The 23,665-nt window shown below is 43.8% G+C and carries 24 protein-coding genes and 3 pseudogenes; 16 read left to right on the forward strand and 11 right to left on the reverse strand.

Annotated elements, in window-relative coordinates; all coding sequences use genetic code 11:
• Positions 1 to 17: 17 nt before the first annotated feature.
• The 8 genes from HNR77_RS16070 to HNR77_RS16105 all read left to right on the forward strand — a co-directional run bounded on the left by HNR77_RS16070 (position 18) and on the right by HNR77_RS16105 (position 8,057).
• Entirely contained in the window at positions 18 to 1,106 is a 1,089-nt protein-coding gene (locus HNR77_RS16070) for a radical SAM protein (RefSeq protein ID WP_184186245.1), read from the forward strand.
• A 90-nt stretch (positions 1,107 to 1,196) separates the two neighbouring features.
• Entirely contained in the window at positions 1,197 to 2,327 is a 1,131-nt protein-coding gene (locus tag HNR77_RS16075; RefSeq protein WP_260410594.1) for a radical SAM/SPASM domain-containing protein, read from the forward strand.
• A gap of 32 nt (positions 2,328 to 2,359) precedes the next feature.
• On the forward strand, positions 2,360 to 3,346 hold the full coding sequence (locus tag HNR77_RS16080; RefSeq protein ID WP_184186251.1) for an ABC transporter ATP-binding protein: 987 nt from the start codon (positions 2,360 to 2,362) through the stop codon (positions 3,344 to 3,346).
• A complete protein-coding gene (locus tag HNR77_RS16085) occupies positions 3,343 to 4,152 on the forward strand; it encodes an ABC transporter permease (protein ID WP_184186254.1) in 810 nt (269 codons plus the stop codon). The genes HNR77_RS16080 and HNR77_RS16085 overlap by 4 nt, the downstream gene beginning before the upstream one ends.
• 4 nt (positions 4,153 to 4,156) lie before the next feature.
• Entirely contained in the window at positions 4,157 to 4,969 is an 813-nt protein-coding gene (locus HNR77_RS16090) for an ABC transporter permease (RefSeq protein ID WP_184186257.1), read from the forward strand.
• A gap of 38 nt (positions 4,970 to 5,007) precedes the next feature.
• Positions 5,008 to 5,856, forward strand: coding sequence for an FkbM family methyltransferase (locus HNR77_RS16095; RefSeq protein ID WP_184186260.1), 849 nt, complete (start codon positions 5,008 to 5,010; stop codon positions 5,854 to 5,856).
• A gap of 5 nt (positions 5,857 to 5,861) precedes the next feature.
• The gene (locus HNR77_RS16100; protein ID WP_260410602.1) at positions 5,862 to 6,815 is read left to right on the forward strand and encodes a class I SAM-dependent methyltransferase; all 954 of its coding nucleotides are present in this window, start codon (positions 5,862 to 5,864) and stop codon (positions 6,813 to 6,815) included.
• 207 nt (positions 6,816 to 7,022) lie between these two features.
• Positions 7,023 to 8,057, forward strand: coding sequence for a hypothetical protein (locus HNR77_RS16105; protein WP_184186266.1), 1,035 nt, complete (start codon positions 7,023 to 7,025; stop codon positions 8,055 to 8,057).
• 371 nt (positions 8,058 to 8,428) lie between these two features.
• Here the strand turns inward: HNR77_RS16105 and HNR77_RS16110 are convergent, their stop codons facing one another.
• Both HNR77_RS16110 and HNR77_RS16115 read right to left on the reverse strand, forming a co-directional pair.
• Positions 8,429 to 8,719 carry a hypothetical protein gene (locus HNR77_RS16110; protein WP_184186268.1) on the reverse strand — a complete coding sequence of 97 codons (291 nt, stop codon included), beginning with the start codon at positions 8,717 to 8,719 and terminating at the stop codon, positions 8,429 to 8,431.
• A gap of 486 nt (positions 8,720 to 9,205) precedes the next feature.
• Positions 9,206 to 10,141 carry a ketopantoate reductase family protein gene (locus HNR77_RS16115; protein ID WP_184186271.1) on the reverse strand — a complete coding sequence of 312 codons (936 nt, stop codon included), beginning with the start codon at positions 10,139 to 10,141 and terminating at the stop codon, positions 9,206 to 9,208.
• Between the two features lie 156 nt (positions 10,142 to 10,297).
• On the opposite strand from HNR77_RS16115, the gene HNR77_RS16120 reads away from it, so the two are divergent.
• On the forward strand, positions 10,298 to 10,888 hold the full coding sequence (locus HNR77_RS16120) for a TetR/AcrR family transcriptional regulator (RefSeq protein WP_184186274.1): 591 nt from the start codon (positions 10,298 to 10,300) through the stop codon (positions 10,886 to 10,888).
• Between the two features lie 264 nt (positions 10,889 to 11,152).
• The gene (gene hisD, locus HNR77_RS16125; RefSeq protein WP_184186277.1) at positions 11,153 to 12,469 is read left to right on the forward strand and encodes a histidinol dehydrogenase; all 1,317 of its coding nucleotides are present in this window, start codon (positions 11,153 to 11,155) and stop codon (positions 12,467 to 12,469) included.
• Positions 12,470 to 12,718: 249 nt separating this feature from the next.
• Here the strand turns inward: hisD and HNR77_RS16130 are convergent, their stop codons facing one another.
• The 3 genes from HNR77_RS16130 to HNR77_RS16140 form a co-directional block, all read right to left on the reverse strand.
• Positions 12,719 to 13,228 (reverse strand): GrpB family protein, encoded by a 510-nt coding sequence (locus HNR77_RS16130; protein ID WP_184186280.1) that lies wholly within the window; start codon positions 13,226 to 13,228, stop codon positions 12,719 to 12,721.
• Between the two features lie 27 nt (positions 13,229 to 13,255).
• The gene (locus HNR77_RS16135; protein WP_221443871.1) at positions 13,256 to 13,753 is read right to left on the reverse strand and encodes a GNAT family N-acetyltransferase; all 498 of its coding nucleotides are present in this window, start codon (positions 13,751 to 13,753) and stop codon (positions 13,256 to 13,258) included.
• 259 nt (positions 13,754 to 14,012) lie between these two features.
• On the reverse strand, positions 14,013 to 15,779 hold the full coding sequence (locus HNR77_RS16140) for a leucine-rich repeat domain-containing protein (RefSeq protein ID WP_260410595.1): 1,767 nt from the start codon (positions 15,777 to 15,779) through the stop codon (positions 14,013 to 14,015).
• Positions 15,780 to 16,070: 291 nt separating this feature from the next.
• Between HNR77_RS16140 and HNR77_RS16145 the strand changes: the two genes are divergently transcribed.
• A complete protein-coding gene (locus tag HNR77_RS16145; RefSeq protein WP_184186286.1) occupies positions 16,071 to 16,643 on the forward strand; it encodes a TetR/AcrR family transcriptional regulator in 573 nt (190 codons plus the stop codon).
• An 18-nt stretch (positions 16,644 to 16,661) separates the two neighbouring features.
• Positions 16,662 to 17,495 (forward strand): annotated as a pseudogene (locus HNR77_RS16150) (CPBP family glutamic-type intramembrane protease).
• Positions 17,496 to 17,586: 91 nt separating this feature from the next.
• On the opposite strand, the gene HNR77_RS16155 reads toward HNR77_RS16150, so the two are convergent.
• From HNR77_RS16155 to HNR77_RS16170, 5 genes and pseudogenes are all read right to left on the reverse strand, one after another.
• A complete protein-coding gene (locus HNR77_RS16155; protein WP_184186289.1) occupies positions 17,587 to 18,468 on the reverse strand; it encodes a GNAT family N-acetyltransferase in 882 nt (293 codons plus the stop codon).
• A 27-nt stretch (positions 18,469 to 18,495) separates the two neighbouring features.
• Positions 18,496 to 18,621, reverse strand: a pseudogene (locus tag HNR77_RS16160) (ATP-dependent Clp protease proteolytic subunit); the annotation flags it as partial.
• Position 18,622: 1 nt separating this feature from the next.
• A pseudogene (locus tag HNR77_RS29935) lies at positions 18,623 to 18,691 on the reverse strand (ATP-dependent Clp protease proteolytic subunit); the annotation flags it as partial.
• Between the two features lie 32 nt (positions 18,692 to 18,723).
• Positions 18,724 to 19,239 carry a hypothetical protein gene (locus HNR77_RS16165; protein WP_184186292.1) on the reverse strand — a complete coding sequence of 172 codons (516 nt, stop codon included), beginning with the start codon at positions 19,237 to 19,239 and terminating at the stop codon, positions 18,724 to 18,726.
• On the reverse strand, positions 19,239 to 19,655 hold the full coding sequence (locus tag HNR77_RS16170; RefSeq protein WP_184186295.1) for a MerR family transcriptional regulator: 417 nt from the start codon (positions 19,653 to 19,655) through the stop codon (positions 19,239 to 19,241). The genes HNR77_RS16165 and HNR77_RS16170 overlap by 1 nt, the downstream gene beginning before the upstream one ends.
• 267 nt (positions 19,656 to 19,922) lie before the next feature.
• Here HNR77_RS16170 and HNR77_RS16175 point away from each other — a divergent pair, with 267 nt between their 5' ends.
• The 4 genes from HNR77_RS16175 to HNR77_RS16185 all read left to right on the forward strand — a co-directional run bounded on the left by HNR77_RS16175 (position 19,923) and on the right by HNR77_RS16185 (position 23,228).
• On the forward strand, positions 19,923 to 21,887 hold the full coding sequence (locus HNR77_RS16175) for an ABC1 kinase family protein (protein ID WP_184186298.1): 1,965 nt from the start codon (positions 19,923 to 19,925) through the stop codon (positions 21,885 to 21,887).
• Positions 21,888 to 21,965: 78 nt separating this feature from the next.
• Positions 21,966 to 22,130 (forward strand): hypothetical protein, encoded by a 165-nt coding sequence (locus tag HNR77_RS16180; RefSeq protein ID WP_184186301.1) that lies wholly within the window; start codon positions 21,966 to 21,968, stop codon positions 22,128 to 22,130.
• A 51-nt stretch (positions 22,131 to 22,181) separates the two neighbouring features.
• Positions 22,182 to 22,313, forward strand: coding sequence for a hypothetical protein (locus tag HNR77_RS30335; RefSeq protein ID WP_260410596.1), 132 nt, complete (start codon positions 22,182 to 22,184; stop codon positions 22,311 to 22,313).
• Positions 22,314 to 22,415: 102 nt separating this feature from the next.
• The gene (locus tag HNR77_RS16185; protein ID WP_184186443.1) at positions 22,416 to 23,228 is read left to right on the forward strand and encodes a VanW family protein; all 813 of its coding nucleotides are present in this window, start codon (positions 22,416 to 22,418) and stop codon (positions 23,226 to 23,228) included.
• Positions 23,229 to 23,386: 158 nt separating this feature from the next.
• Here the strand turns inward: HNR77_RS16185 and HNR77_RS16190 are convergent, their stop codons facing one another.
• The gene (locus HNR77_RS16190; RefSeq protein ID WP_184186304.1) at positions 23,387 to 23,593 is read right to left on the reverse strand and encodes a DUF2536 family protein; all 207 of its coding nucleotides are present in this window, start codon (positions 23,591 to 23,593) and stop codon (positions 23,387 to 23,389) included.
• Positions 23,594 to 23,665: the final 72 nt, after the last annotated feature.

Consider the following 23,665-nt stretch of genomic DNA (forward strand, 5'->3'; position numbering starts at 1 on the left):
GCAGAAGGGGTTATGCGATGAGCTTAAATACATTGAGTGTTGCCAAGGATACGGTAAGCTATCCGAGATGGATCGTCCTGCAGCTGCTGGAGGAGTGCAATTTGCGATGCAAGATGTGTTATGAGTGGGGACTCGAAGGGCCCTATAAAAGCAAAAAAACATTAGCGCAGCTGGACCCGGAGCTGATCAAAAAGATCATCATCGAGTGCAGCCCCGGCAAGCCGTATTACGATTTCTTCGGCGGCGAGCCGCTGATGTACCCTTGGCTGAGCGACATTCTCGCCATGATCAATCATTATGGAAGCATAGCGGACTTCCCCACGAACGGCACACTGCTTGAGAAGCATGCCGAGATGTTAGTCGAGACTCCGCCTAATAAGATATGGGTGTCGCTCGACGGCCCTGAGGATATCAACGACAGGCAGAGGGGCAAAGGCGTATTCAAGAAAGTAATCAAAGGGATCGAGAAGCTCTATGAGCTCCGGCAAAGCAAAGGTAAGCAATTTCCGAAGATGGGTGTATCCTTTATCATTACGCCCTTGAACTATATGTACATCGAGGAATTTTTCTTTAAGCATATCGACTTGTCGATGTTGGACCATATCAGCATGGAGGTGCAGCTCTATGCCACGGAAGAGCAGTATGCCCAATATGTGGAGGTTCTTCGTGAGGAATTCGGCGTGCATGAAGCTCCGTATGCCAAGGGGATGGTCTGGAAAGACAACAGTTCGTTCAGCCAGATCGATATTCCCGAATTGACGAGACAGCTCAATAATGTTAAAGAGTATTGCCTGAAAAACAGTATCCATGTGATTACCTATCCGAAGACGATAGATGAACAGAATTTGCACAACTATTTCTCGGGACATTTCCATCAGATGGCTGATAAACGAAACCGTTGCTCTCTTCCATGGACTTATGCGGAGATTACGGCAAGGGGCGACGTTTCGCCCTGCCATGCCTTCTATGATTTGACCTTCGGCAACGTGAACGAAGAGAATCTGCTGGATATCTGGCGCAGTGACAATTACAAAGAGTATCGCGCGTATATGAAAAAAAATATGCTTCCGATTTGTACGGCTTGTTCAAGGTATTATATCTACTGATTCATGTGAATGACCTATTACGCTTAAGAAGGGTGTGTTGATATGAATCCGAAATCTGAGATTAAGCATTCCGCAAAGGATCTGCAAATATTGAAGCGTACTATCAGGAATACGGTGGAAACCAAGCGGAACATGGAGAAAATAGCGGGTTACGCGACACCGTTGCCAGAGTCGGTCGGAATTAAACTGACGAACCAATGCAACTTGCGCTGCAAGCATTGCTATCAATGGAACGACACCGGCTACCATCACTTCATGACACCGGAGCAGCAGCGCGAACAGCTCGACTACGGGCTGCTGGAGAAGCTAATCCTTGAGACGGAACCAGCCAAGTCGCGACTCTATATCTGGGGCGGCGAGCCGCTCGTATACAGCCATTTCGACCGTTTGGCCGATCTGCTTGAAGCCCATCCTCGTGAGACGACGATCTGCACGAACGCGGTGCTGATCGAGCGAAAGCTGGACGCCTTGCTGAGAATCTCCGACAACCTGGAGCTGCTCATTGCGCTTGATGGATTCGAAGAAGAGAATGATGCGCTTCGCGGCAAAGGGGTATTTAACAAGGCGATAGATGCGATTAGGAAGCTGGTCGAGCTGCGCAAGGAAAATCGGTTCAGGGGCAAAATTACAATCCATACCGTCGTTAACGATGCTATGACCGACAAGCTCTACGATATGTTGGACTTTCTGGAGGGCGTCGGTGTAGACATGGTCATGGTTTGCTTCCCATGGTACATCTCGGACGAATGCACGCAGGGAATGGACGATTACTTTGACCAGAAGTTCGACTTCCTTCCGGCGAGCGAGCACAAGGGCGAACGGAGCTGGCACGCCTTTAACTACAAGCTCGATCCGGAGCGTATTCCTGCTTTGATGAGCGAGTTGGACCGGGTGAATAATCGGGTCTGGAAAATGCGTTTACGCTACCAGCCGAACCTGGATCAAGATCAGATCGAAGATTTCGTGCTTGGCAAAGAGGTGAGGGGTAAAGGCACGATGAATAAGAAGTGCCTGGCTCTCTCGAATCGGATGGATATTACGCCCGATGGAACGATTGTTGCGTGCAAATTTTTCAAGGAGTTCGAGATCGGCAAATTACATGAAGCGTCCGTACAGGAATTATGGCATAGCATGACCTACAGAAGGATAAGGGAAATGATGGATGAACGACTGACACCGGCTTGTTCCAAGTGCAGTGTCTTGCATTTGCACGGTGTATAACGATTCTAAATTCACATAAATGAGGTGCGCAAGTGAGTATTATCCACCTGGAGGGATTATCCAAAAGCTTCAAGTATTACGAGAAAGAGCTGGGACTCAAAAAATCGCTCAAAAATTTAGTGAAGCGGAAATCACTGATCAAAGAAGCGGTTAGCGAAATATCCCTTGTAATCGAGCAGGGTGAGATGGTCGGATTTTTAGGCCCGAACGGTTCCGGCAAAACGACGACGCTGAAGATGCTGTCCGGCATCTTGTATCCGACAAGCGGGCAAGCGACGGTATTAGGCTATGTCCCTTGGGAGCGAAAAAAAGAATTCAAGATGCAGTTCTCGATCGTGATGGGGCAGAAATCGCAGTTGTGGTGGGATTTACCGGCGAACGAATCGTTGTACCTGAACAAATGCATTTATGAGATCGAGGATAAGCCCTACAACCTTGTCCTGGATGAGCTTACGGAGATGCTTGACGTTAAAGACCTGCTCAATATTCAGGTGCGGAGACTCTCGCTAGGGGAACGGATGAAGATGGAGCTTATTGCTTCGCTCATCCACCGGCCCAAGGTGATTTTCCTGGATGAGCCTACAATCGGACTTGATCTGATTTCGCAGAAGCGCATTCGGGAGTTTCTGAAGGATTATAACGAGCAGACGAAGGCAACGGTCATTCTGACAAGTCACTACATGGCGGATATTGAGGATCTATGCAAACGAGCGATCATCATCAATCAGGGGAAGATCGTATACGACGGTGATCTTCGGCGTGTGAACGAGCTGCTGCATGCCAAAAAGATTATCAAGCTGCAATTTACGGATGAAGTGCCGAGGCAAGCGCTAAGCGACTATGGCACGATTACTCAACATGACGGCATGAATGCCGTCATGGAAATTGATAAGCATGACCTCCAGCGGCTTTCCAAAATGATACTTGATCGGTTCCCGATCCTTGATTTCACAGTTGAAGATATACCTGTCGAGCGAGGCATCGAAAGCTTATATCAGAAAGATGGGGTCCAGACATGAAAGCCTTGCAGAAGTATAAAAGGACGTACAGCCTTGCGCTTCAGAATGCGATGGAGTATCGGACCGATTTCCTGATGGGCATTATCAGCGGCGGATTTATCATACTCGTCCAATGCTTCCTCTGGACAGCTGTGTTCCGCAGCTCGCCGCAAGAGATTATTAACGGCTATACGTATTCACAGATCATCATTTATTCCGTGTTGTCCGGCGTCGTCTCCAAGCTGGTTTCTGCCGGCTTCGAAGGGGAGATCGCGAATGACATCAAGACGGGCGGATTAAGCAAATTTATCGCTCAGCCCATTCATTATTTCAGCTATCGGATATGCAATTTCTTCGGTGAGAAAACGGTTCAGACCGGGGTCGTGCTTGTCTTATTCGTCATACTGATGACCGTGTTTACTCAGATTTGGGAGTTTCCGCTTAGAGTGGGGCAGATCGTTATGTTCCTGACTAGTATTTTGTTCGGAATGCTCATCAACTTCCTGCTTTTTTATTCGATTAGTGCGCTCGCATTCATCATTACTGAGGTTTGGGGCGTGTATATCGCGTTCAACCAAGGCGTCTATCTGCTCAGCGGCGCCATCTTTCCGCTTAATATTTTCGGGGATACGTTTGCCACAATCTCCAGCTATTTACCATTCCAGTATGTCGTATTCTTCCCTGTTAAGATCATCCTCGGGAGCTTGGAGGTTCATGAGATCGTTAGCGGGCTCTTGGTACAGGCGGTTTGGGTAATGGTGCTTTTGGTCATTTCCAAATTGGCTTGGGATTCCGGGATGAAGAAATATGTAGCCGTTGGAGGTTAGGTCTGTGAGTATCAGCTTGAGTGAGATTCGGAAGCATGTACGTATGTTTTTTATTTTCGCAAAGAACAGTTTGGTCGGTTATATGGAATACAAAGCGAATTTCTACTCCGGTTTGATCATGGAGACCGTATTTCTGTTTACCAAGCTGATCTATATCATCTTCGTTTTCCAGCTGGGGATCGAAATTAATGGCATTTCTCCTGACCAGATGATGATCTTCACCGGGACCTATACGATTATGATCGCAATCTATACAGGATTGTTTATGGATAACTTTTATAGATTCGCCGGCCATATCCGCAACGGAACGCTGGACTTGTATATGACGAAGCCGCTATCGCTGCAGTTCATGATTTCATTCCGGAACGTTAACTACGCGTTTCCGATTCCGAACCTGATCGCCGGGATCACGATGATCGTACTGGCTTGGCGGCGGCTTGGGATCGAGCCAAGCTTCATCCACCTGGCCGGATATATCGGCGTGATTTTGAGCAGCACAATCGTGATGTATTCGGTGCTTCTGCTTCCGCAAATTCTTGCTTTCTGGACGGTAAAGTCAGGTTCGATCTTCGACATACTGGACAAATGTTGGGATTTGAACAATATGCCGATGTACATATACCCCAAATGGCTGCAGAGAATAGGACTGTATGTCGTGCCTATCTTGTTTATTACCAACATGCCGTCGGTTTATTTGATCGACCGTTTGGACTTCTTCCTTGGGGTATGGATTTTTGCAGCTCCTGTGATATCGCTTCTAATGGTCAGGCTGTTCTGGAAGCTGGCCGTCAGACACTACGAGAGCGCCAGCAGTTAGAGAAATGCCACAAACAAATGGTTGAGAGGGTGAAGTGGATGAGCAGGATGGAGTACAAGAGCTTTTCGCCGCAGACAGAGGATACTGCCAAGAAGCGACTACACAACGGGATCGAAATCTATCAAAACAACGAAGGAGAGACCGATTTCCTCTACAACGAGATTTTCCAGAAGGAGATGTATTTCAAGCACGGGATTACGCTCCCGGATCATGGCACGGTCATGGACGTCGGGGCTAATATCGGCATGTTCACCCTGTATGTCAGCAGCAAGAGCAACTGCAGGGTATATGCCTTTGAGCCACTGCCTCCGACGTTTAAGCTCTTGAAGATGAATACGAGCTCGCTGCCTCGCGTAACAACGGTTAACGTCGGGCTTTCCAATGAGATCAAGGAAGCGGAGTTTGCCTATTTCCCTACGATGTCCACGGATTCTGTCCAGATCAAATACCGGGAGAACCACGATCTGGATCTCCGATACGGATTAATCAACCATTACCGGGATCATTTTGACGACCCGCGCATGCTAAACAGGTTTGTGGATCAGCTTATGTCGCCGAAGCTTCTGAATGAACAAATCCATCGATGCAAGCTAACTACGATCTCTGAAATGATCCGTTATTACGATCTGAACCCCATTGATCTGCTCAAAATCGACGTGGAAAAAAGTGAATTTGAGGTGCTGGAAGGCATACATCCGGACGATTGGGGCAAAATCAGGCAAATTGTAATGGAGGTACACGGACTGGACGGAGAACAGATCAGCAGGCTCGAGAACATCTTCCGCACCAACGGCTTCAATGTCTTGATCGATTACTACGAAGACTTGAATATCCCCAATTACTACAATGTGTACGCATTGAATCAAATGCATATATCGGCTGGGTGATCGTCATGCTACAGCATCTACATGCAAGGCTGGTATGCTCCAGCTGCAAGGGTGTGCTGGTCCAGTCGGAGGTGTCGCTGCAATGCTGCAGCTGCGAAGCGGTATATCCGATTGATGATCGTTATGTATCGATGCTCGACCGGCGTGAGCAGGTTACCCACCCTTCCGAATGGAACCGGAAAGAGGCTGAAATTCGGGATTATAGCGAGATTTCGCACTCCCTTGCGCTGTCCGGTATAGGCCGATTCGCCACCTTCTTAAATTATGGTTACGTCCCGGACGGGGGTGAGCAACATGCGGTGATCGAGCCGGGCGATGCATGGAATAGAAACTCAGTCAAGCTGCTGCTTGAGACAGTGGGCAGGACGGCGATTTTGGAGCGGCAGGTGATCGACATCGGATGCGGCAGGGGAGGGAACATAGCAGCTCTGTCTAAATATTTCAAGCCGCTGTCTATTGTCGGTCTCGACATCTGCCCGGCGAATATTGCCTATTGCAATGCCAAATCCCGAGGGGGCGAAGCTTTATATCTCGTCGGCGATGCAGAGAATATACCGTTTGCAGACGAGAGCTTCGATGTGGTGTTAAATATAGAATCCGCGCATGCCTATCCGAACCGATCACGCTTCTATGAAGAGGTGTACCGGATCATGAGAGTTGGCGGCGTATTTCTGTATACGGAGCTGATGCTGGGAGATCAGGTAGCGCAGAACGTCAGGCTGTTAGAGGAAGCAGGCCTGTCTATAATCCGTAATCAGGATGTGACTTCGAATGTTCTTCTATCCTGTGATGAGAGTGCGAAGCAGCGTACTGGCACACAAGGGATTGCGAGCAACGCCAAAGCGAGCACGAATATTGGAGATATTCATGATTTCATCGCATTGCCCGGCTCGAAGAAATATGAAGAGATGAAGGCTGGAACGCGGCAATACCGTATGATGAACCTTGTTAAGAGGTAATATAGCCGTAATATCAACAATAATTTTGGGCGTGTCTGAAAACTCTGAAGGCGGCAGATTTTGCTGAATTTTCGTTCCAAGCCAGGAAGTTTTCCGCAGGTGTGCCGGGGCACGTCAAGGGAAAGTGACGTAGCAGGGGGCGAAAAGGCGGTAAAAGATGCACTTCAGTAGGTTTCAAGACACGTCCTAGTATAGGAGAACTATTGTATGGAAGAAATGATTTCCCTGGACACCTTTCAGCCCTTCGACGGCATGACAAAAATGTTTCCTCATCATAATTTTCCTTATTTTAATTGCGGATACAATTTGATGTTAACGCTTGCCAGATATTTTAAAAAAGATGAGCTGCCGATTTTGAATAACGTCATTACTATTTATAGATTTGATAAACAAAAAATACAAACAAGAGGATATTTCAAGTTAGAGGTGTTGGATCTTGAGGAGGAAGATCAGATTCTTGAGGAAATGGGGATCTCTATTCGTAAAAAATCCCCTGGACTAGATACGTTACAAGATGAGATCATAAACTCTATTTCTAATGGTCATCCGATTTCCATATTCATTGATTTATTTTATCAACGCGGGAGAGACTTTTACTATAACAAAAAACATGGACTGCACCCTGTTTTTGTCTATGGCTTCAATCTTACGAACGAGGAAATATATACGGTTGATGATATTACAGAGTACAGACAATATTCTCTGCCATTTTCAGAATTTAAATCGTCATGTATGACTTCGGAACACGTAAAGATGCTAGACTACTTTTGGGAATATGCGCTAGTGCCCCCCGGTAACCATGTGATCTTGGACAATAAGAAGTCAGCACACACAACCATCAATACATTCGTAGAAAATATGTGCAGGTATCAAAATGAAATAACGGAAAGTTTGAATAATATACTGTTGCTCGCAGAAAATTACGAGCTCATTATACAAAATGAAACGATTATAGAGACACTGAGCAGTACTATTTATAGAAAATGTTCTGAGAAATACAGGTTAAATACGCTCTATAAGTACAACATTGATCATATCCATGCAAAACATACGCTTGACCCGTTATTGGACCAAATTATCCGTGACTGGAAGACAGTAAGGATCTATTCGAATAAAGCCATCATGTCTCAAAAGTTCACTGGGAAAATCATAGACAAGTGCATTGGTTTAATTACAAAAATATATACGAATGAAGTGCATTTTAATAATCAATTATTTTTAATGTTAAAGGCTTTCAGGTAAAATCACATCTAATATTGCCAGAAATGAGCCGCATCAACAGGCATACTGTGCATGTGTCTTTTCATCGTATGAAAACCGCTGCGAACAGGGAAGCCGCCGCCGCTGTCTACATCAGCATTTTAAACACAAACGGCAGAGATGCCGTTTTTTTTGTTTTGATTTTGTTAGAGCACATTAGTCATGTAGAATCGGTGGCGATACTGAACAGGTGTCAAATATCCCAGTGATCTATAAATTCAATGCCTATTAAACCAGTTGACATCCATTGTAAATAAACTTTATAAAAGATGTTGAAAGAGTTAAAGGATAAAGGTATTATTTACTAATAGGACAAAATACATAGGTAAAAAGGAGTACTACTTGATGTCTACTCAAGCTTTAACTAAAACAGTAAATAAAGTAAAGCCAAAGCCACTAAAGAATAGGCTAGGAGCTGCTATTGTCTCAATGATTTTGGGTATTATATCTGCCATTTTCGTCGTCTTAACAATTGTAGCAGAGGTAGTTACATCTGCAAGTGGAGTAGGTTTAACATTTTTTTTCATCGCAGGTATTTCCTCATTGGTGGGTTTTCCGCTAGGATTAAGTGCAATAAAGTCATCTAAAGGAAGAGGAATGGCGATTGCAGGAATAACTTTAACGATTCTACCTTTTTTATTCATGGTGATTGCTCTTGTTATAATAATAATGCATATGTTTCTTTAATTAATGGTGGTTGGGTTTGGTTGTCTAGTACCTAAAGTCTGTGAAAAGTATTCAACACATGTGGAGAGCGAAGTTGGTTAGGAATGACTAATAGTTGAGATGTATTGGCGTATACAGCAACGGAGCGGGTAATGTCCCGCTTCTTTTTTTGACCATTTTTTAAGGGCTTCTTGGCGATACTGAAAAAATACCCTAGTAATCCATGAATTCGATGCTGGTTGAACCAGTTGACGTAGTCGAACCCTTGATAATAGGATCGTTACCCGTATACGGCGCATGTGGAGTCAGTAGCGATGTTGATGAGGGTCTAGTTTCTGGAGCCACATGCACCTGTTTAAATAGCTATATAGCCCGAAGCTTTTAAAGTTCGGGCTATTGTTGTTTTTACCAAAGTAATATGTTTAGCGCGGAGCATTCGGTGAGGTTTCTGTTCGTCGGATGGATCAGTTTTCGATAACGTTGTGTCGTTTATTGTTTTCAAGAGTTGCAGTAAGACGAGGTAAAGATATCCCTAACTTTTTGGCTTCTTTCACAACTTCGATTACTGAAAAACCTGCTTTGGTATTGTTGTATTCAATGGAAAGTCGTGCTAGGCTGCCCTTTGCAAAAATAACCTTGTTAAAAAGCATACTGAGAATTGCCGGTGGAATTTTAGTCAGCAGTAGAGAAATCATATCAATTTTTGCACCTCTTGCTTGAAGTACAGGTGCAATTTCCCTCATATTCTTCCCAACATTGGCGAATGAGTCACGATGATTCAAGAGTGCTGGAAAGCTTCCTCGTCTTAACACTTCGGATTCCATAGCCGCGTTCATGGCAAAGTGATTCCATAGCCAGTTTTGCATATCCTTGATCCAACTAATTTTAAAATGGGCACTTTCAAACAGATCTTTGACGTTGTTGTTTATTTGTTCCGTGCCTTCCCGTGGTTTTTCAAGAAATATCATTTTAAAAAAGCCGCCTCTAAGCCTATTGTCCGTGATGCCGCCTCCTGCTCCTGGGAACCCAAAGACCACATTGTTCATAGACAAAGGTGAGATCGATGATTTCAAATCTTGCCAAATGTTATTGAATATGAGGACAGGGGTGTTTCCAGCAACGTTCGATAGTAATTGTGCTGCTTTTGGAAGTTGTTCCGTGTGGACACTTACAATAATGAGATCATAATTTGGGTTAATCTCCTCATGTAGTTTGACGTTCCAGTTTTCTTGTATGAGCTGTTTCCCTCTTCGCGCATCCCACATTTCAAGCTCTATATGGCTTCCGAAGGTTTCTTTTCTCCCTTTTCTTACGTAAAACTCTACTGTGTGCCCTGCCTTTTCAAAAGCCCAAGCATATTGGGTCGATATGACACCTCTACCGAAGAATAAAATTCTCATATTACCTCCTAAAAATGTAATTTATCCTCGTTAATAATCCAACAACGTGTTGTATAATGTTATTGTATGGATTCACTATACGCTCATCAACCATCAGATTTTTTATATCTGTCGTATGATGGCTTAGACGGATGGAATAGAAAACGGAGGGAAATCATGCATAAGCAGCCTGAAATGACGGACAAAACAAGGCAGACATTTGTTAATGTATTCTGCGATTTATACAGCCGAAAACCCATCGAGAAAATATCCATTCAAGAGATTGCTAAGCAATCAGGATATAATCGCAGTACATTTTATCAATATTTTACGGATATCTATGAGTTGTTGGACTACGTTGAAGAGCGTATTTTGAAGTCCATTAACGAGGAAATGGCAGGCAGAGAGTTTTCTACACATACTTTCCAAGATGCACTTCAATGCTTGGAAAATGCAGAAGACATTTCAGTTCTTAAAGCCCTCTTGGGCGACTATGGTTCTGTTCATTTTATTGAACGTCTGAAAAGAGAAATTCCCTTTGAGCGATTGATTGTGGATTTTCCAATAAACGATGCTTTAGCACCATATATCATTGAGTTTTACATATCAACATTAATATCTATGTTTCGACTTTGGATACGCAACGGCAAAGATCTATCGTCAGAAGAATTGGTCGGACTGATCGATAGCCTATTTGCAAAGGGGATAACCCCGTATCATATCTTTGGCAAGGCCAATCCGCAGCGCTCTGATTCGAATAAGAATTAAGGGGACTTTACAAATTATGGTTTGCATTTTATAATATGTGCAATTGTGGTTAAAGGGGATATTGATATGAACCGTTTTGTATCTGTGTTAACAAAATCCTATAACCATCATCACAGTTAGGCGTCTGTATTACGGAATTTTTTCCGTAGGTACAGACGCCTATTGGCGTTATACCTGCGGACTTGAAGCATAAGAGTCATGTGGGTGTTTTTTATCCTGCATGGCTCTTTTTTGTTGTTTATTAAAAATTGGAGGTAGAAAGAGATGCAAAATTCAAGCATTATATTCAAAGTTCCAGAACAAAATGAGCTGCTTACAGAGCGTTTCAAAACACATAAGACGCTATTCAACAGGGATGTGCTTAACGGAGTTTTATCCATTTTCGATGAGGTGGCTGACAAGGGGGATGAAGCAATCAGAAGTCTGACCATGAAGTATGATGAAGTTGATTTGGATGGACTGATTCTCTCCAACGCTTATGTTGAGGAATACGTCTCTTCACTGTCACCATCATTATGTTCAGCTATAGAACAAGCAATTAAAAATGTGCAAGATGCTAATGTAGCGATGTTTCCGAAAACGTGGGAAAAGCAAATCAGACCTGGAACAATAATCGGTGAAAATGTGCTTCCCTTGGATTCGGTAGGTATATGGATACCGGCAAGGAAAGGTCCGTTAATTTCTACTGCCGTAATGCTGGTTGTAGCCGCCAAAACCGCTGGTGTTAAAAAAATTATAGTGGGAATGCCACCATTAAAAAATGGACTAGGAGATCAAGGAACGGTTGCAGCGGCTAAACTTGCGGGAGCAGATCAATTTGTGATCGGCAACGGAGTATCGATTATTGCTGGGTTTGCTCAGGGCACAGGCTCCATTCCAGAAGTTGATGGGATTTATGGGCCAGGTCCGGGTGGAATTGCAGCGGCAATGAGTGTGGCAATGACATATGGTAAAAAGAGTGTATTAGGTATCGGCCCAACCGAATGTGTAATTTTCGCAGATGAAACTGCCGATCCGTTTAAAATAGCTTGTGATTTAATTAATGAAGGGGAGCATGGTCCCGATTCTTCTTCTATCTTTGTCACAACTTCGACCATACTTGCTCATCAAGTAGAAGCGCTTCTATGGAATTGTATTGATGAGGTAGAAGAAAAACGAAGACAATACTTACTAAATGTTTTTGGTTCTAACGGTAAGGGAGCAATCGTTATTGCATCAAACATCGAGGAAGCTTTTGAGTTTGTTAATTGGTTTGCACCAGAACATTTGATGATTGTATGTGATAAAGAAACGGAGAATCTGGCTTTAACCCGTATAAACAATGCAGGTGAAATTCTTATCGGTGAGTATACACCTTTTTCGGCAGCTAACTACGGGATCGGAATTACAGCAGTATTGCCGACTAACCATTTTGCAAGAGCCTTTTCTGGCGTGACATCCAAGGATATGGTGAAGTATTCAACAATCGGAAGACTGAGCAAGGATGCTTTACAGGATATATATCCGATCATTAAAGAGATGGGGAATTATGAACAATTACCTTGTCACGTAAAAGCGGCTGATGTCAGGTTGCTTGAATAGGTGAATTCAGCCACATCATACTCAGTTGAGTTACCATCAGCACTTCACCCATGGGGAAGGGTATTAGGGTTTATGGATGCGGAACAACATATCATCAGATTTGAGTGAATGGACATAAAAAAGAGGCGACTACCCCCTCTTTCCCCGGTTGTTTCAAACGATATTGATCCTTGAGGATAAACATATTTAAGTCTTCGCAGGGGCCTGTTCATAACGTTAATCGTTGAGGTATTCAAATGACACTAGTCGTTACTCCGTTTTTGCTTTTTGAATCACATCCATAATAAAGGGATGTTTGGCATTCGTATAAGCATCCCTGTCATTACGATATTTTTCAGCTAATCCTTGTTTTAATTGTTCATATTGCTTGCGTATATCAGGATGGATTTGGAGATAATCCCGGAAGAGAATAATGTTTTTCCACTCCTCACCGCCATAAGTGTATATATGCAAATGATGCGTTCCGGCCCTCCATTGCCCTTTTCGGAAGAACCTTCGGTTAGGAAATTCTTTATGGTAGACATGCTCATAACCTAACGCAGCTAAGGGATTTATCCATGTATCAACTTCACCTAAATCGTGTACGCCAACCATGAAGTCAATGATCGGTTTAGCCCCTAGACCGGGAACAGAAGTGCTGCCAATATGCTCTATTGCAATACAATGAACACCAAGTATCTGCTTTATTCTCTGTGCTTCCCGTTGATACTCGAAAGCCCAGTTTTCATTGTATTCTTCGATCACTACGGGTTTTTCCATATCGTTCTCCCTCTACTAACGGAATGACTAGGTATCCCAGCTTTGTTTCTCCATAGCATATATGGCCTGCTCAGCGCCGTATCTTATGACGATTCGCTCTAATGTCATTCCTACGCTTTCTAATAGTCTGCAAGAGGAATGATTGGCCGTTTGTGTCTCGGCTATGACTTTGGTTAGATTTAACTCATTAAATATGTAATCAAGCATGCGAGTAATCACTTCTTTGGCATATCCTCGTCCCCACCAATCAGGCAGAAACTCGTAGGAAACCTCAAAGTGCTGACCATCCATGTGTTTATCCAAAGAAACCAGGCCGATGCAATCATTATTGCTTTTCAATCGCACAACCCAATAATAAGAACCCGTCCGGGAGCGTTCTAATGTATCTAAAAACTTGTTTAATGTGTGCTCCTCAGGTATGATTCCACCGAGATATGTTCTAACTTTCTCATTCATATAAATCAATTTCACATCGTGATAATCATTATTTTGCAGCCTGATTATGTTACATCTATTTGTCTCCAAACGTGATTTCCTCCTTAAAATACTGAGTTAGTAGATATGATAGAGTGTTTTGTGGAAAATGTGTTACCGCTATCCCCGAAGCATTCATACATGTCATCGTCAGGTATAGTGGGGAATTCGCTGGATATGGCATCATTGAGTGACAAAGTGGTGATATTCCGCAGCTAGAAGTACATCCGAAATTTCTCATAAGCCTTGGATTACAGCACTTTGTCACTCAATATGAAATGATGTTGAAGATATAACCGTTCCAAAACTATTAATACACCTGCACACCCGCACCAAGCACAGACTTGTTTTGTACTGAATTTCCAGTCAGATGTACCTTTTGCAGTTGAGGCAGCTGGCTTAGGGGCTCAACATTGGAAATGGCATTGTTCTCAAGATGCAGCTCTTCTATGTTCTTCCAACCGCTCATGAAATCGAGAGAAGTCAGATTACTGTCTTGCAGAGTGAAGGAACGCAGAGCGGACAGCTTCGCAAAGTAAGGCATGATCTGATCCACCTCGGTGATCGAATTGTTATTTTTACTAAAATAGGACTGGTCCAGGGTCAATTGCTCAAGAACGTTGTTCTCCGCGGCAGATTGCTGTTCAAAATTCAGTCTGCATTCGGAGCACGTCAGAGATTTAACCTGCTTTAGACGAAATAAGGCATCGCTCTCCTGATACAGTGAGGAGTCATAGATGTTCAGGGTCTGCAGGCTGGTCAAGGTGTCCAGTGAACCAAGACCCGTAATTTCACTTGTTTCCCAGAGGGATAGCTGCCCCAGCTTCGGGAATTTACCCAGCGCCGCCAGATTCAGATCGCCGCTTCCACCGCGGAGCGTCAGACTGGTTGCAGCGGGCGCCTTCAGCCCGGCGAGAAAAGCGCTTGGAATTTCTACTCGCGTTACCTTAGGTAAAGACAGCGCTTCTGCGTTTTCGTAGTAGCCTGACAATACTAACTCACGCAGAGAGGGCAGGGTGTTTATGGCCTTTACCGAGCCAAGCTTGTTTAATGAAACCAGGCGTAGTTTGGTAATGGAGGCTTTGCCAGCAAGGCGATCCAGATTCGAAAAGTTGACATTTTCGAGATCTAACGTTTGCAGAGCAGGCATGTTTTGCACAAAGTCGATAGACTTCACATTGGATAAAAAAGACAGATGAAGCTCCTGAAGCTGGGTTAATGCATATAGCGGCTGTAGGTCTGTAGCTTCACTGTAATGGATGGACAAGGATGATAATCCCGTCATGGACGATAACCATCCCAATTCATTGACAAAGGTGAGCGACAGAGACTTGAGCGGCAGCTGGTTTAACAGGTGAAAATCCGTTACAGACTCATCCACATAGGTAATCGATAACGAGTTAAGGTTAGGGAATTCTAGCAGTAGAGCTAACTCCCGATTGCTTCGTAACTGGGTAGAAAGGTGCGTAATTTTAGACTTATCACCAAAGTAATCGGAAAATGAGCTGAAGGATTCGTTAAATGCGCCTCCATAGCTTTTTAAACCTGGCATATGTGCAAAAGTAGTTTGATCGGTCTGGGAAATTTCATAGGTTCCGGTCAGATCGAGTGCAGTCAGTCCCGTAAAAGCTTCAAAATCTCGCTGATCAATCTCCTGGGTATTCAGTTTTTTGTCCTGAGTCACATAAGTAATTTTCTCGGCCTGTTCATCGCTGAAGGGATCGGAGAAGCTGTATGTAAACTCCCACTGGTCATTATCCGAATAATCTACAGTCAAATAGCGAATACGAGCTAGTTCTTCCTCGGTCGGCAAGGCAGCCCCTTTATCGAAGATATCCCGCAAAAAGGAGAGCAGTACCTCGCTTTCAGGCATCTTGCGCACTGGCAGCTTGGCTTCTGTTTGTGGATGAGTGGAGCTAACGCTCGAATACACATAAGTACCGATGGCGCCGACGAGCACCAGCATCAGTATAAGTAACAGCTTTACGGAGCCAGCCTGCTTCGGCGGAGCTTTAGGAGGCGTTCCGTGATAGTGATTAATGGTTTGGTCTACGTAATAGACATTATTTTGCTTCAATAGAAGCTCTGTTTCACAATAAGGGCACTTTAGAATTTCACCCTCTTTGTATTCAATTCGTCCGTTGCAATTGGGACAGTTTAACGGAATAAACGCCACGAATGTCCTCTCCTTCGTTATGATGGTCATAAATTTATGCCAAACGGTCATCTGACTTCATTATACCTTGTATACTCCCGAGAGAGCTTGATTATATTGAAAAAATGTAGTTGACGTGTGGCTTGGACGATATATATCATATGATATATATCGTATGAAATTTATCGTTGCAATTATGGCGGGAGGAGACATATGGCACCCAAAAAGAAATTTACTAAAGATCAAATTATTGATGCGGCATTCGAAATCGCTAGAACAGAAGGCATTGAATTCATTACGATTCGCAAGGTGGCAGAGAAGCTGGGAGGGTCCATTGCACCGATTTATGTGAATTTCAAAGAGGTAGGCGAATTGTTAGAAGGGGTATATCAGAAAACCTTTGAGGTGAGTAGACAAATGCTGCTGGAGCAGAACTCAGGACATCCGTTTCAGGATATTGGTGTAGCCAGCATCCGTTTTGCCAGAGAGTATCCTATATTGTTTCGGGATATTGTGATGAAGAAAAATGATCAAGCGAAGCACAATGAGGAGGAAACGAAGAGCTTCATACACGTGATGAGAATGGACCCTGATCTGAATGGATTATCAGATGATGAACTGAAGACAATTTTGCTCAAGATGAAGATGTTTCAGGTGGGGATCAGCGTGATGGCTGCGAATGAGCTGTTGCCGGAAGAGTATACGGAACAAGAGATGATCAGGCTTATGAATAGTGCAGCCGAAGATGTCATCAGCACAGCGAGGCGGAGGATGGAACAATCCTGACAGGAGGTGCTTGTCAATATGTCAGCAGCAAGAATAAAGCTCAGTCTTCTTGTATTCGTAGTGGTCGTATTAGCAAGTGGCTGGATTGGTGTATGGGTGGATACGGTGATGCCGGAGCAGCCAGCAGAAAATTCCCTAGGCATGGGATTGTGGCTAATCCTGCCGTTACTCATGATGCTTGTACTGCGAATTGTGAATCGGGATTGGAAGGATATTGGTGTGAGATTCAAGCTGGAGGGCAATTTGAAATGGTATGGTGCAGCTCTTGTCATCTATCCGGTTGTGATGGTGATTGTTGTAGGTCTTGCCTTCCTTTTCAATAGTGCCAGTGCCGCTGATGTTGAACTAAACACATTGCTGCCGCTTATCGGGGTTTCCATTGCAGGCAGTTTTATTAAGAACATTTTTGAAGAATTTGCCTAACGCGGCTATCTGACTCCCAAATTGATTGAATTGAAGCTAAACGACTGGACGCTCTATTTTGTGTCTGGCCTTATATGGGCTTTATGGCATGCTGCGTATTATATGGTTTTCCTACCGGAAACTTATTTCGAAAATACGACCAGACTGAGCTTTCTGATCATAGGGTGTGTGTTGATGATTGCCTGGTCCATAATGTACGTTGAAATATACCGTCTGACCCAATCAGTATGGCCATGTGTGATCATGCACGCTGTGGAGGATGGAGTACCGACCTTGTTGGTATCCGTAGCGGGGATCATCACATTAACCCAAGTAGGGGAATTCTGGCTCAGTCCAACAACGGGGATTGTGACAACCGTTTTGTTTGTTGGTTTCGGGTTATTTCTAAGGTCAATTCGAAAGAAGAAGGAGCAGAAGATCAATCTTTGATCATAAAAAAAGAGCGGGGGAAGCCCCACTCCTTACTGATCTGTCCTCAACGCATTGCATAATGCTGATATAAGGTTGGTCCGAAGATGTATCAAGCAATCGATGTAACCGGATGTTTCACATGCACAGGATAGAGATTTTCACCATGAGGTTTTACAAACAAACCTTCATTGGTTATTGTGCTTTTGAGCATGATATTATCTTCTGCATCCGGCGTAAAATGAAATGTTATTTCCTGCGTATCTTCATCTGCAATCTGATCTAAAATATTGGTCATATGGATTTCGTTTAAGCTAATGACGTCAAAAAGGTTGATCGTATTGCCTTCTTTCTGATAAACAACAATGACGTTTTCCTTTTCCAAATAATAAATATCATGGCTAAAAACATTCAGGCAGTAGAACATGAGTATGCCTTTAGTCTGAGCGGTTGCAAAATGCTGCGAAACAGGTTGTCTTTCGGATGCAAATGTAGAGATAAGACGTATATCCTCCGCGTTAGTAACATCAAGTTTGCGAATGTTCGCAGGCATCGATCGTTTTTTCGCCGTATAATCCATCGAAAAAAGATGCTCTTCCACGGGTTTGAATCCAAACTTGGGGTAGAAATCAAGCACCGATTCATTGGCAAAAAGGTACATGTAGTCGTATTTATTTTCATATTCCTCCAAAACCTTGTTCATTAAACGGGCTGACAGCCCTTGTTTTCGGTAATCAGGATGTGTCATCACCGTGCCGACCTGTATCGCTTTATACTTCTCCCCATGAATGATGAGTTCAAGGAGATTTACTGAAACATTGGCAACGACCTGATCTCCATCCACATAGGAAAAGGGGACATATCCCTCGCCCCAGCATCCCTGTTGATACCACTCTTCGAAGTGGATACCAAACGTACTCGCAGCGAGTTCGAAGAAACTTGCTCGAAGTGTGTCCTGATCTCTATAACCTTTTACAAATTGTAGTTCCTGCATGGCATAAGCTCCTTAATCTATAAGTTTTTATTGTGCCGCATGAATGACCTTGTCAATTAAACCGTAACGTTGAGCTTCATCCGCATTCATAAAGTGGTCCCTATCCGTATCCTGTGCAATCTTTTCCAGTGGCTGACCAGTCGGCTTGGACAACCAGCAGTCTGGAATAAATATCGTAGGATCGTTCCCCTCGCGAGGTATGCTCGATAACGTAAGGAATCAGAGTCATGGCGTTCATCCTTTCCATTTCAGTAGTCAAGTTCGGTAGTCAACTCTGTAATCTTTTTCTAGATGAGAATATTCTGATGTACTCTTTTCCAATTTCTTTGGTTGAATGTATATGATAGTGCTTCCATCATCGTCTTGATTGCTGACTGAGGAGGGGGGACGCAACGTCTTGATTCGTTCCACAACGTGCTCATTCATTTCGGCAGTGTGCATTTCGTCTTCCTCAACCACTTGGATTGTAATATCTCGGCGTATCATTGTCTCGGCGGTGTGCAGGATTACTACGATGGTCATTTCACCGCATGGAACAGCTGTCTGCGTATAGATTTCAAGGAGCACATCTTGATCTGGCGCATCCACTACAATATGTCCTCGTTCATTCTCAGTGAGGCCATTCAAATTTTGAGAGCGGTATATCCCTTCTGGCAGTTGTATTTGAACTTCTGCTGCCTGCCATTGTTCCCCCTGAACGAGCCTGATCCATAGATGATTCATTCCTTCTTCGTTCTCCATCTTGGACTTTGCTAATTGGATATCAAACATTACAGATTCTCACCCCTTAGAGCTTGTGATACTGAATCAATAACTCGCTGTTTGACCTCTGCGGATATTCGAGGGCTGAACGTGATGATGACATCATCTGTGATTTTGAGCGTTTCATTTTCAATTATCCGGCTGGGTTCATATAAGGTTAGCTGCTGACTTATTTTTTCAATGTCTGCTATAGAGAGTTTCTTCAATGTTTCCTGGATGGAGGCCAGGGTTTCCCCGGTTCTCGCCAGTGTGATAATTGCCCGAAAATAATGGAGATGGTTATCTGTGTAAACTCTTTTGTTACCTGCTAATTCAAGGGGAGGTACCATACCGATCTGAGTGTAATACCTCACGGTTCGCAGATTCATACGCGGGTCATCCTGCTGCAGCATTTCAGCGATTTGTTTAGCGGTATAACTGTTCATGGTGCATCTCCTTTGACCTAAAGTATTGATCTGTTCATTACAGTTCATTATCTATGTTACACTTTACTGTATTGTTTACAGTTTACTGTAATTATATTTGTTTGTCAAAAAAACGATTGAATGGTGTATATGGAGAAAGACGTTTTATAGCATGTTAACAGTGGCACGGAGGCTTGGTTATTTGTGTTTATTTACACAAGGGGGAGTATGTTATATTGATGAGGAAGAGAGTCCAACGGTACTAATTACATAACAGGTGGGATGCAAATGTTCTTTTTCATTACATTGATTGTGTGTTTCATTGTATTCATGCTGCTGACTTCGTTATTTAACAGGAAACATAAAGTGCTGATCTCGTTAGCCAGTGCCTTTGTGGTGAGTGTGCTGCTTCAGGTTCTGGAGCAATTTTATCTGAGCAGTATTTTAGTGGCGGCGTTTGTCGTTTATTTTATTATCGGGAATATCAGCACGTTGAAAAGCAATCAGCTGAGACTGATCTTGGCGGTATTATTCAGTACGTCCATCGTAACCCTGGTGCTCTCTTTTACATACTTCAATCAAACCACAGCTCCGCCGGACGCCGAAGTTCTTAGAGTGATGTTTATGTATTATCCGTTATTGATTGTGTTTATTGCGTGTTATGTCTACATGCTGCTTAGCCTGTTTAATTTTAAAATGCTGCAAGCGACCAATCCACTCCTCTATATCTGGAACAAGGTTCGTGCTTTCAGACGTATGATGCGTTTGTTCTGGATTATTTCACGTAAAGGCTTGACTCATCTGATTCAGCAGGATCATGCGAAGCTGCCCTTTGCCATCGCTGAGGTTCTGGATAACATGGGCGGCGTGTTTGTCAAGTTTGCTCAAGTGTTATCGACCAAAAAAGACATGCTGCCTGCAACCTATATTCAAGCGTTCTCCAGTCTACACGACCAGGTCAAACCTCTAAGTCAGGAGGAACTGAAAACAATCATTGACGCCAGAATCGGAAATATGGATGAAACCTATGAATCCTTCGGCATGGTACCTATTGCAGCGGCTTCGATCGGACAGGTTCATCTGGCAACGCTGAAGTTGGCGGGGGAGAAGGTTGTCGTTAAAATTTTGAGACCGGATGTGAAGCAGAAGATGACAGTGGACCTGGATATTTTGATCCAGTTTGTGTCATGGCTCTCCGAACGTTCGGTCAAAATCAGGAGACTTGGATTAATCCAGCTGGCCGAAGGTTTCAAACAGAATTTACTTGAAGAGACGGATTTTGATATTGAGGCTTTAAATACGAATCTGATGCGAAAAGCCTTCGAGGAACATGGTATTGAAATTCGTGTTCCTAAAATCTATGCCGAGTGTTCAACGAAGCAGGTTCTCACTATGGAATATATCGAAGGAACCAGCTTCACCAGAGCGGTGACAAACGACGTTTCGGAGATGGTGATGCATGCATTCCTGGATCAAATTCTGATGATGGGTATTTTTCATGCAGACCCGCACCCTGGCAACCTCATGCTGACTGCCGATGGCGAAGTTGCACTGATCGATTTTGGTTCAGTGGGGTATCTGACAGATGAGGAACGAGGCGGCATGTTAAGCTTCCTGATGGGTTACAGCAATAAAGATACCAAAGAGATGGCGCATGGCTTAACAAAGGTCTGCGAGGAAGGGGACTTACTGGATCAAAAGCTGATCGAACAACGTCTTAATCGTTTATTAGCAGAAGCATCTTTCTCACCAGACCCGACCACTGTCATGATGAAACGAATGATGTCCATGATCACGGAGATGGGGATGTCCTTAAAACCAACGATTGCGGGAGCATTCAGAGCCATCATTACGTTGGATGGGACGCTGTCATCTGTAGATGATACGTTCTCCTTATCCGCAGCAAGTCAGTCCTATGCCGATCATATGAACAAAGGGCAGATGGTTAAGGAGCGCATAAGCAAGGTCAAGGACCAGATTACGGACTACATTCCTAGATTGTTAGAGCTTCCTATCCTGAAGGAAAATAAGATTACGATCACCCGTGAGCAAAACCATTCTATGAATGAGGTTATAGGCACGTTAACGGTGGGCATTTTCACAGTGATCTGTATGGTCGTTATGCTTGCGAGCTTTGTTGTGCAGAGCGAGGTCATGCGATTTCTGCTTGGTCCATTATCCATGTCAGGCTTTGGCGTGGGGATGACCATTTTGAGTGTAGCTGTAATCAGACATTTGAAACCCAAGCTGTAGGGGAAGGGATTTGCAGAGAGGTATGGAATTATCCACGTTAACGTTCACCTATCTTGAGTAATAAAGGGAGGTCGCACGATGCGAGTATCCATAGATAAAGCCAGGAACTTTGTGTACGCTAACGGTGTGCTTTGGGAGCAGGCGCTGTTTCATTATCTTTTTGACGGTGGCTCGATTGAACGACTTTATCAATGTTTGCTCTGTTATAAAAAAGCATGGCTTGAAGCATTGGCAGCCGTATAATACGGTTTTTACGTTATCCGTGCTTCGGAATTACGGGAGGCTGTGAATCATATGAACGCTGAGGTCATGCTCAAGGAATTCATTCGCAAGAATGAAGCAGGTCCCTCTATAGAGCAAGAACTGCTGTTATCCAAAGAGATGTGGCAAGACACGGAATTTTTATCTGTTTTTCTTGAAGAGTAACAAGGAAAGCTCCTGTTCTGAATGTAAATCCCATCATGTATCGTTGATCTGGATTCTTGTGAATTCAGATATCGCATGAAGGAAGGGACTGATTGAATGATAATGAAACCTGTTCCGAGATCCAGGCTTAGACTGTTGCTGGGGAAAACATATTACACTTGGCGAAGATATGCCAGATGGCTGGTGGACGGTACTTCATTCGCTAAATCTTTTTCGCAGAAGAAGCTTCCTCACGTTGTATTTCAGCACGAAACGCCGACACTCCGAAAATTAAAGGATGTCGATATGTGGCTTCAGCACAACAAAGAGATCAATCTGTCGATTGCGATTCAATGCCTCAATGGACTTCTTATTCAGCCAGGTGAAACGATGTCCTATTGGAAGCTGATCGGTAAAACAACCACACGTAAAGGTTACGTTCCGGGTATGATTTTATTCTATGGCGGCTTTAAGCCGGGAGTTGGTGGAGGCCTCTGTCAGCTCTCGAATCTTATATATTGGATGACCCTGCACACTCCACTCGCTGTGGTTGAGCGTCATCGGCACAGTTACGATGTTTTTCCGGACTCCAACCGTACACAACCGTTTGGCAGCGGTGCAACGTGTGCGTATAACTATCTGGATCTGATGATCTCAAATCCAACCTCAATCTGTTATCAGCTTCATCTGGAGTTGAGAGATCATGTACTGAGAGGAGAATGGCGTGCAGAAGAGAAAGCTCTGTATTCCTATGAAATCTATGAGAAACAGCACCGCATTGAACAGCAGCATTGGGGAGGATATGTCAGAAGTAATGTGCTCCATCGACGTGTTTTTAATCAGGATGGTGAACTTGTTAACGATGAATACATCACAGAGAACAATGCGCTTATGATGTATTCACCTCTGTTAACTGAATCCGTAGGGAATGCATGAAGTAGTATGTGAACTTCGATCAGAGGAGATCGCCGTATCATCCGCTTATACGTTTAGCTCCACATGTATTATGCAGCAATACAGCACAAGCAGGCTATCTTCTGGATAACCTGCTTTTTTTCAACGAATATCATGAAGCTTTACTAAAAATAAGCCATTCACTCTACTGCAAAATGTACCACAGCACTATACAGCATTTTATTGCGAACAGGGTCAAACGTAGTTTGATGCTGAACCAGCTTCACGCGTAAAAGAAGGGCTTTGTTCACATTGATTCGTTCATCGATCGCTCGTTCCAGTTCCTGAAAGTCATAAGCCTGAAGGCATTCAACCTTGTCCTTCATGATATCCAGTGAAATTTCCATATGTGATGTAAACCTCCATTTTGTATGAATGTTAATGACCATTTACCCGAGTTTCATTGTAGTTGAGCCATT

Origin of the sequence: Paenibacillus sp. JGP012 (assembly GCF_014203995.1) — a bacterium.
GTDB lineage: Bacteria > Bacillota > Bacilli > Paenibacillales > Paenibacillaceae > Paenibacillus > Paenibacillus silvae.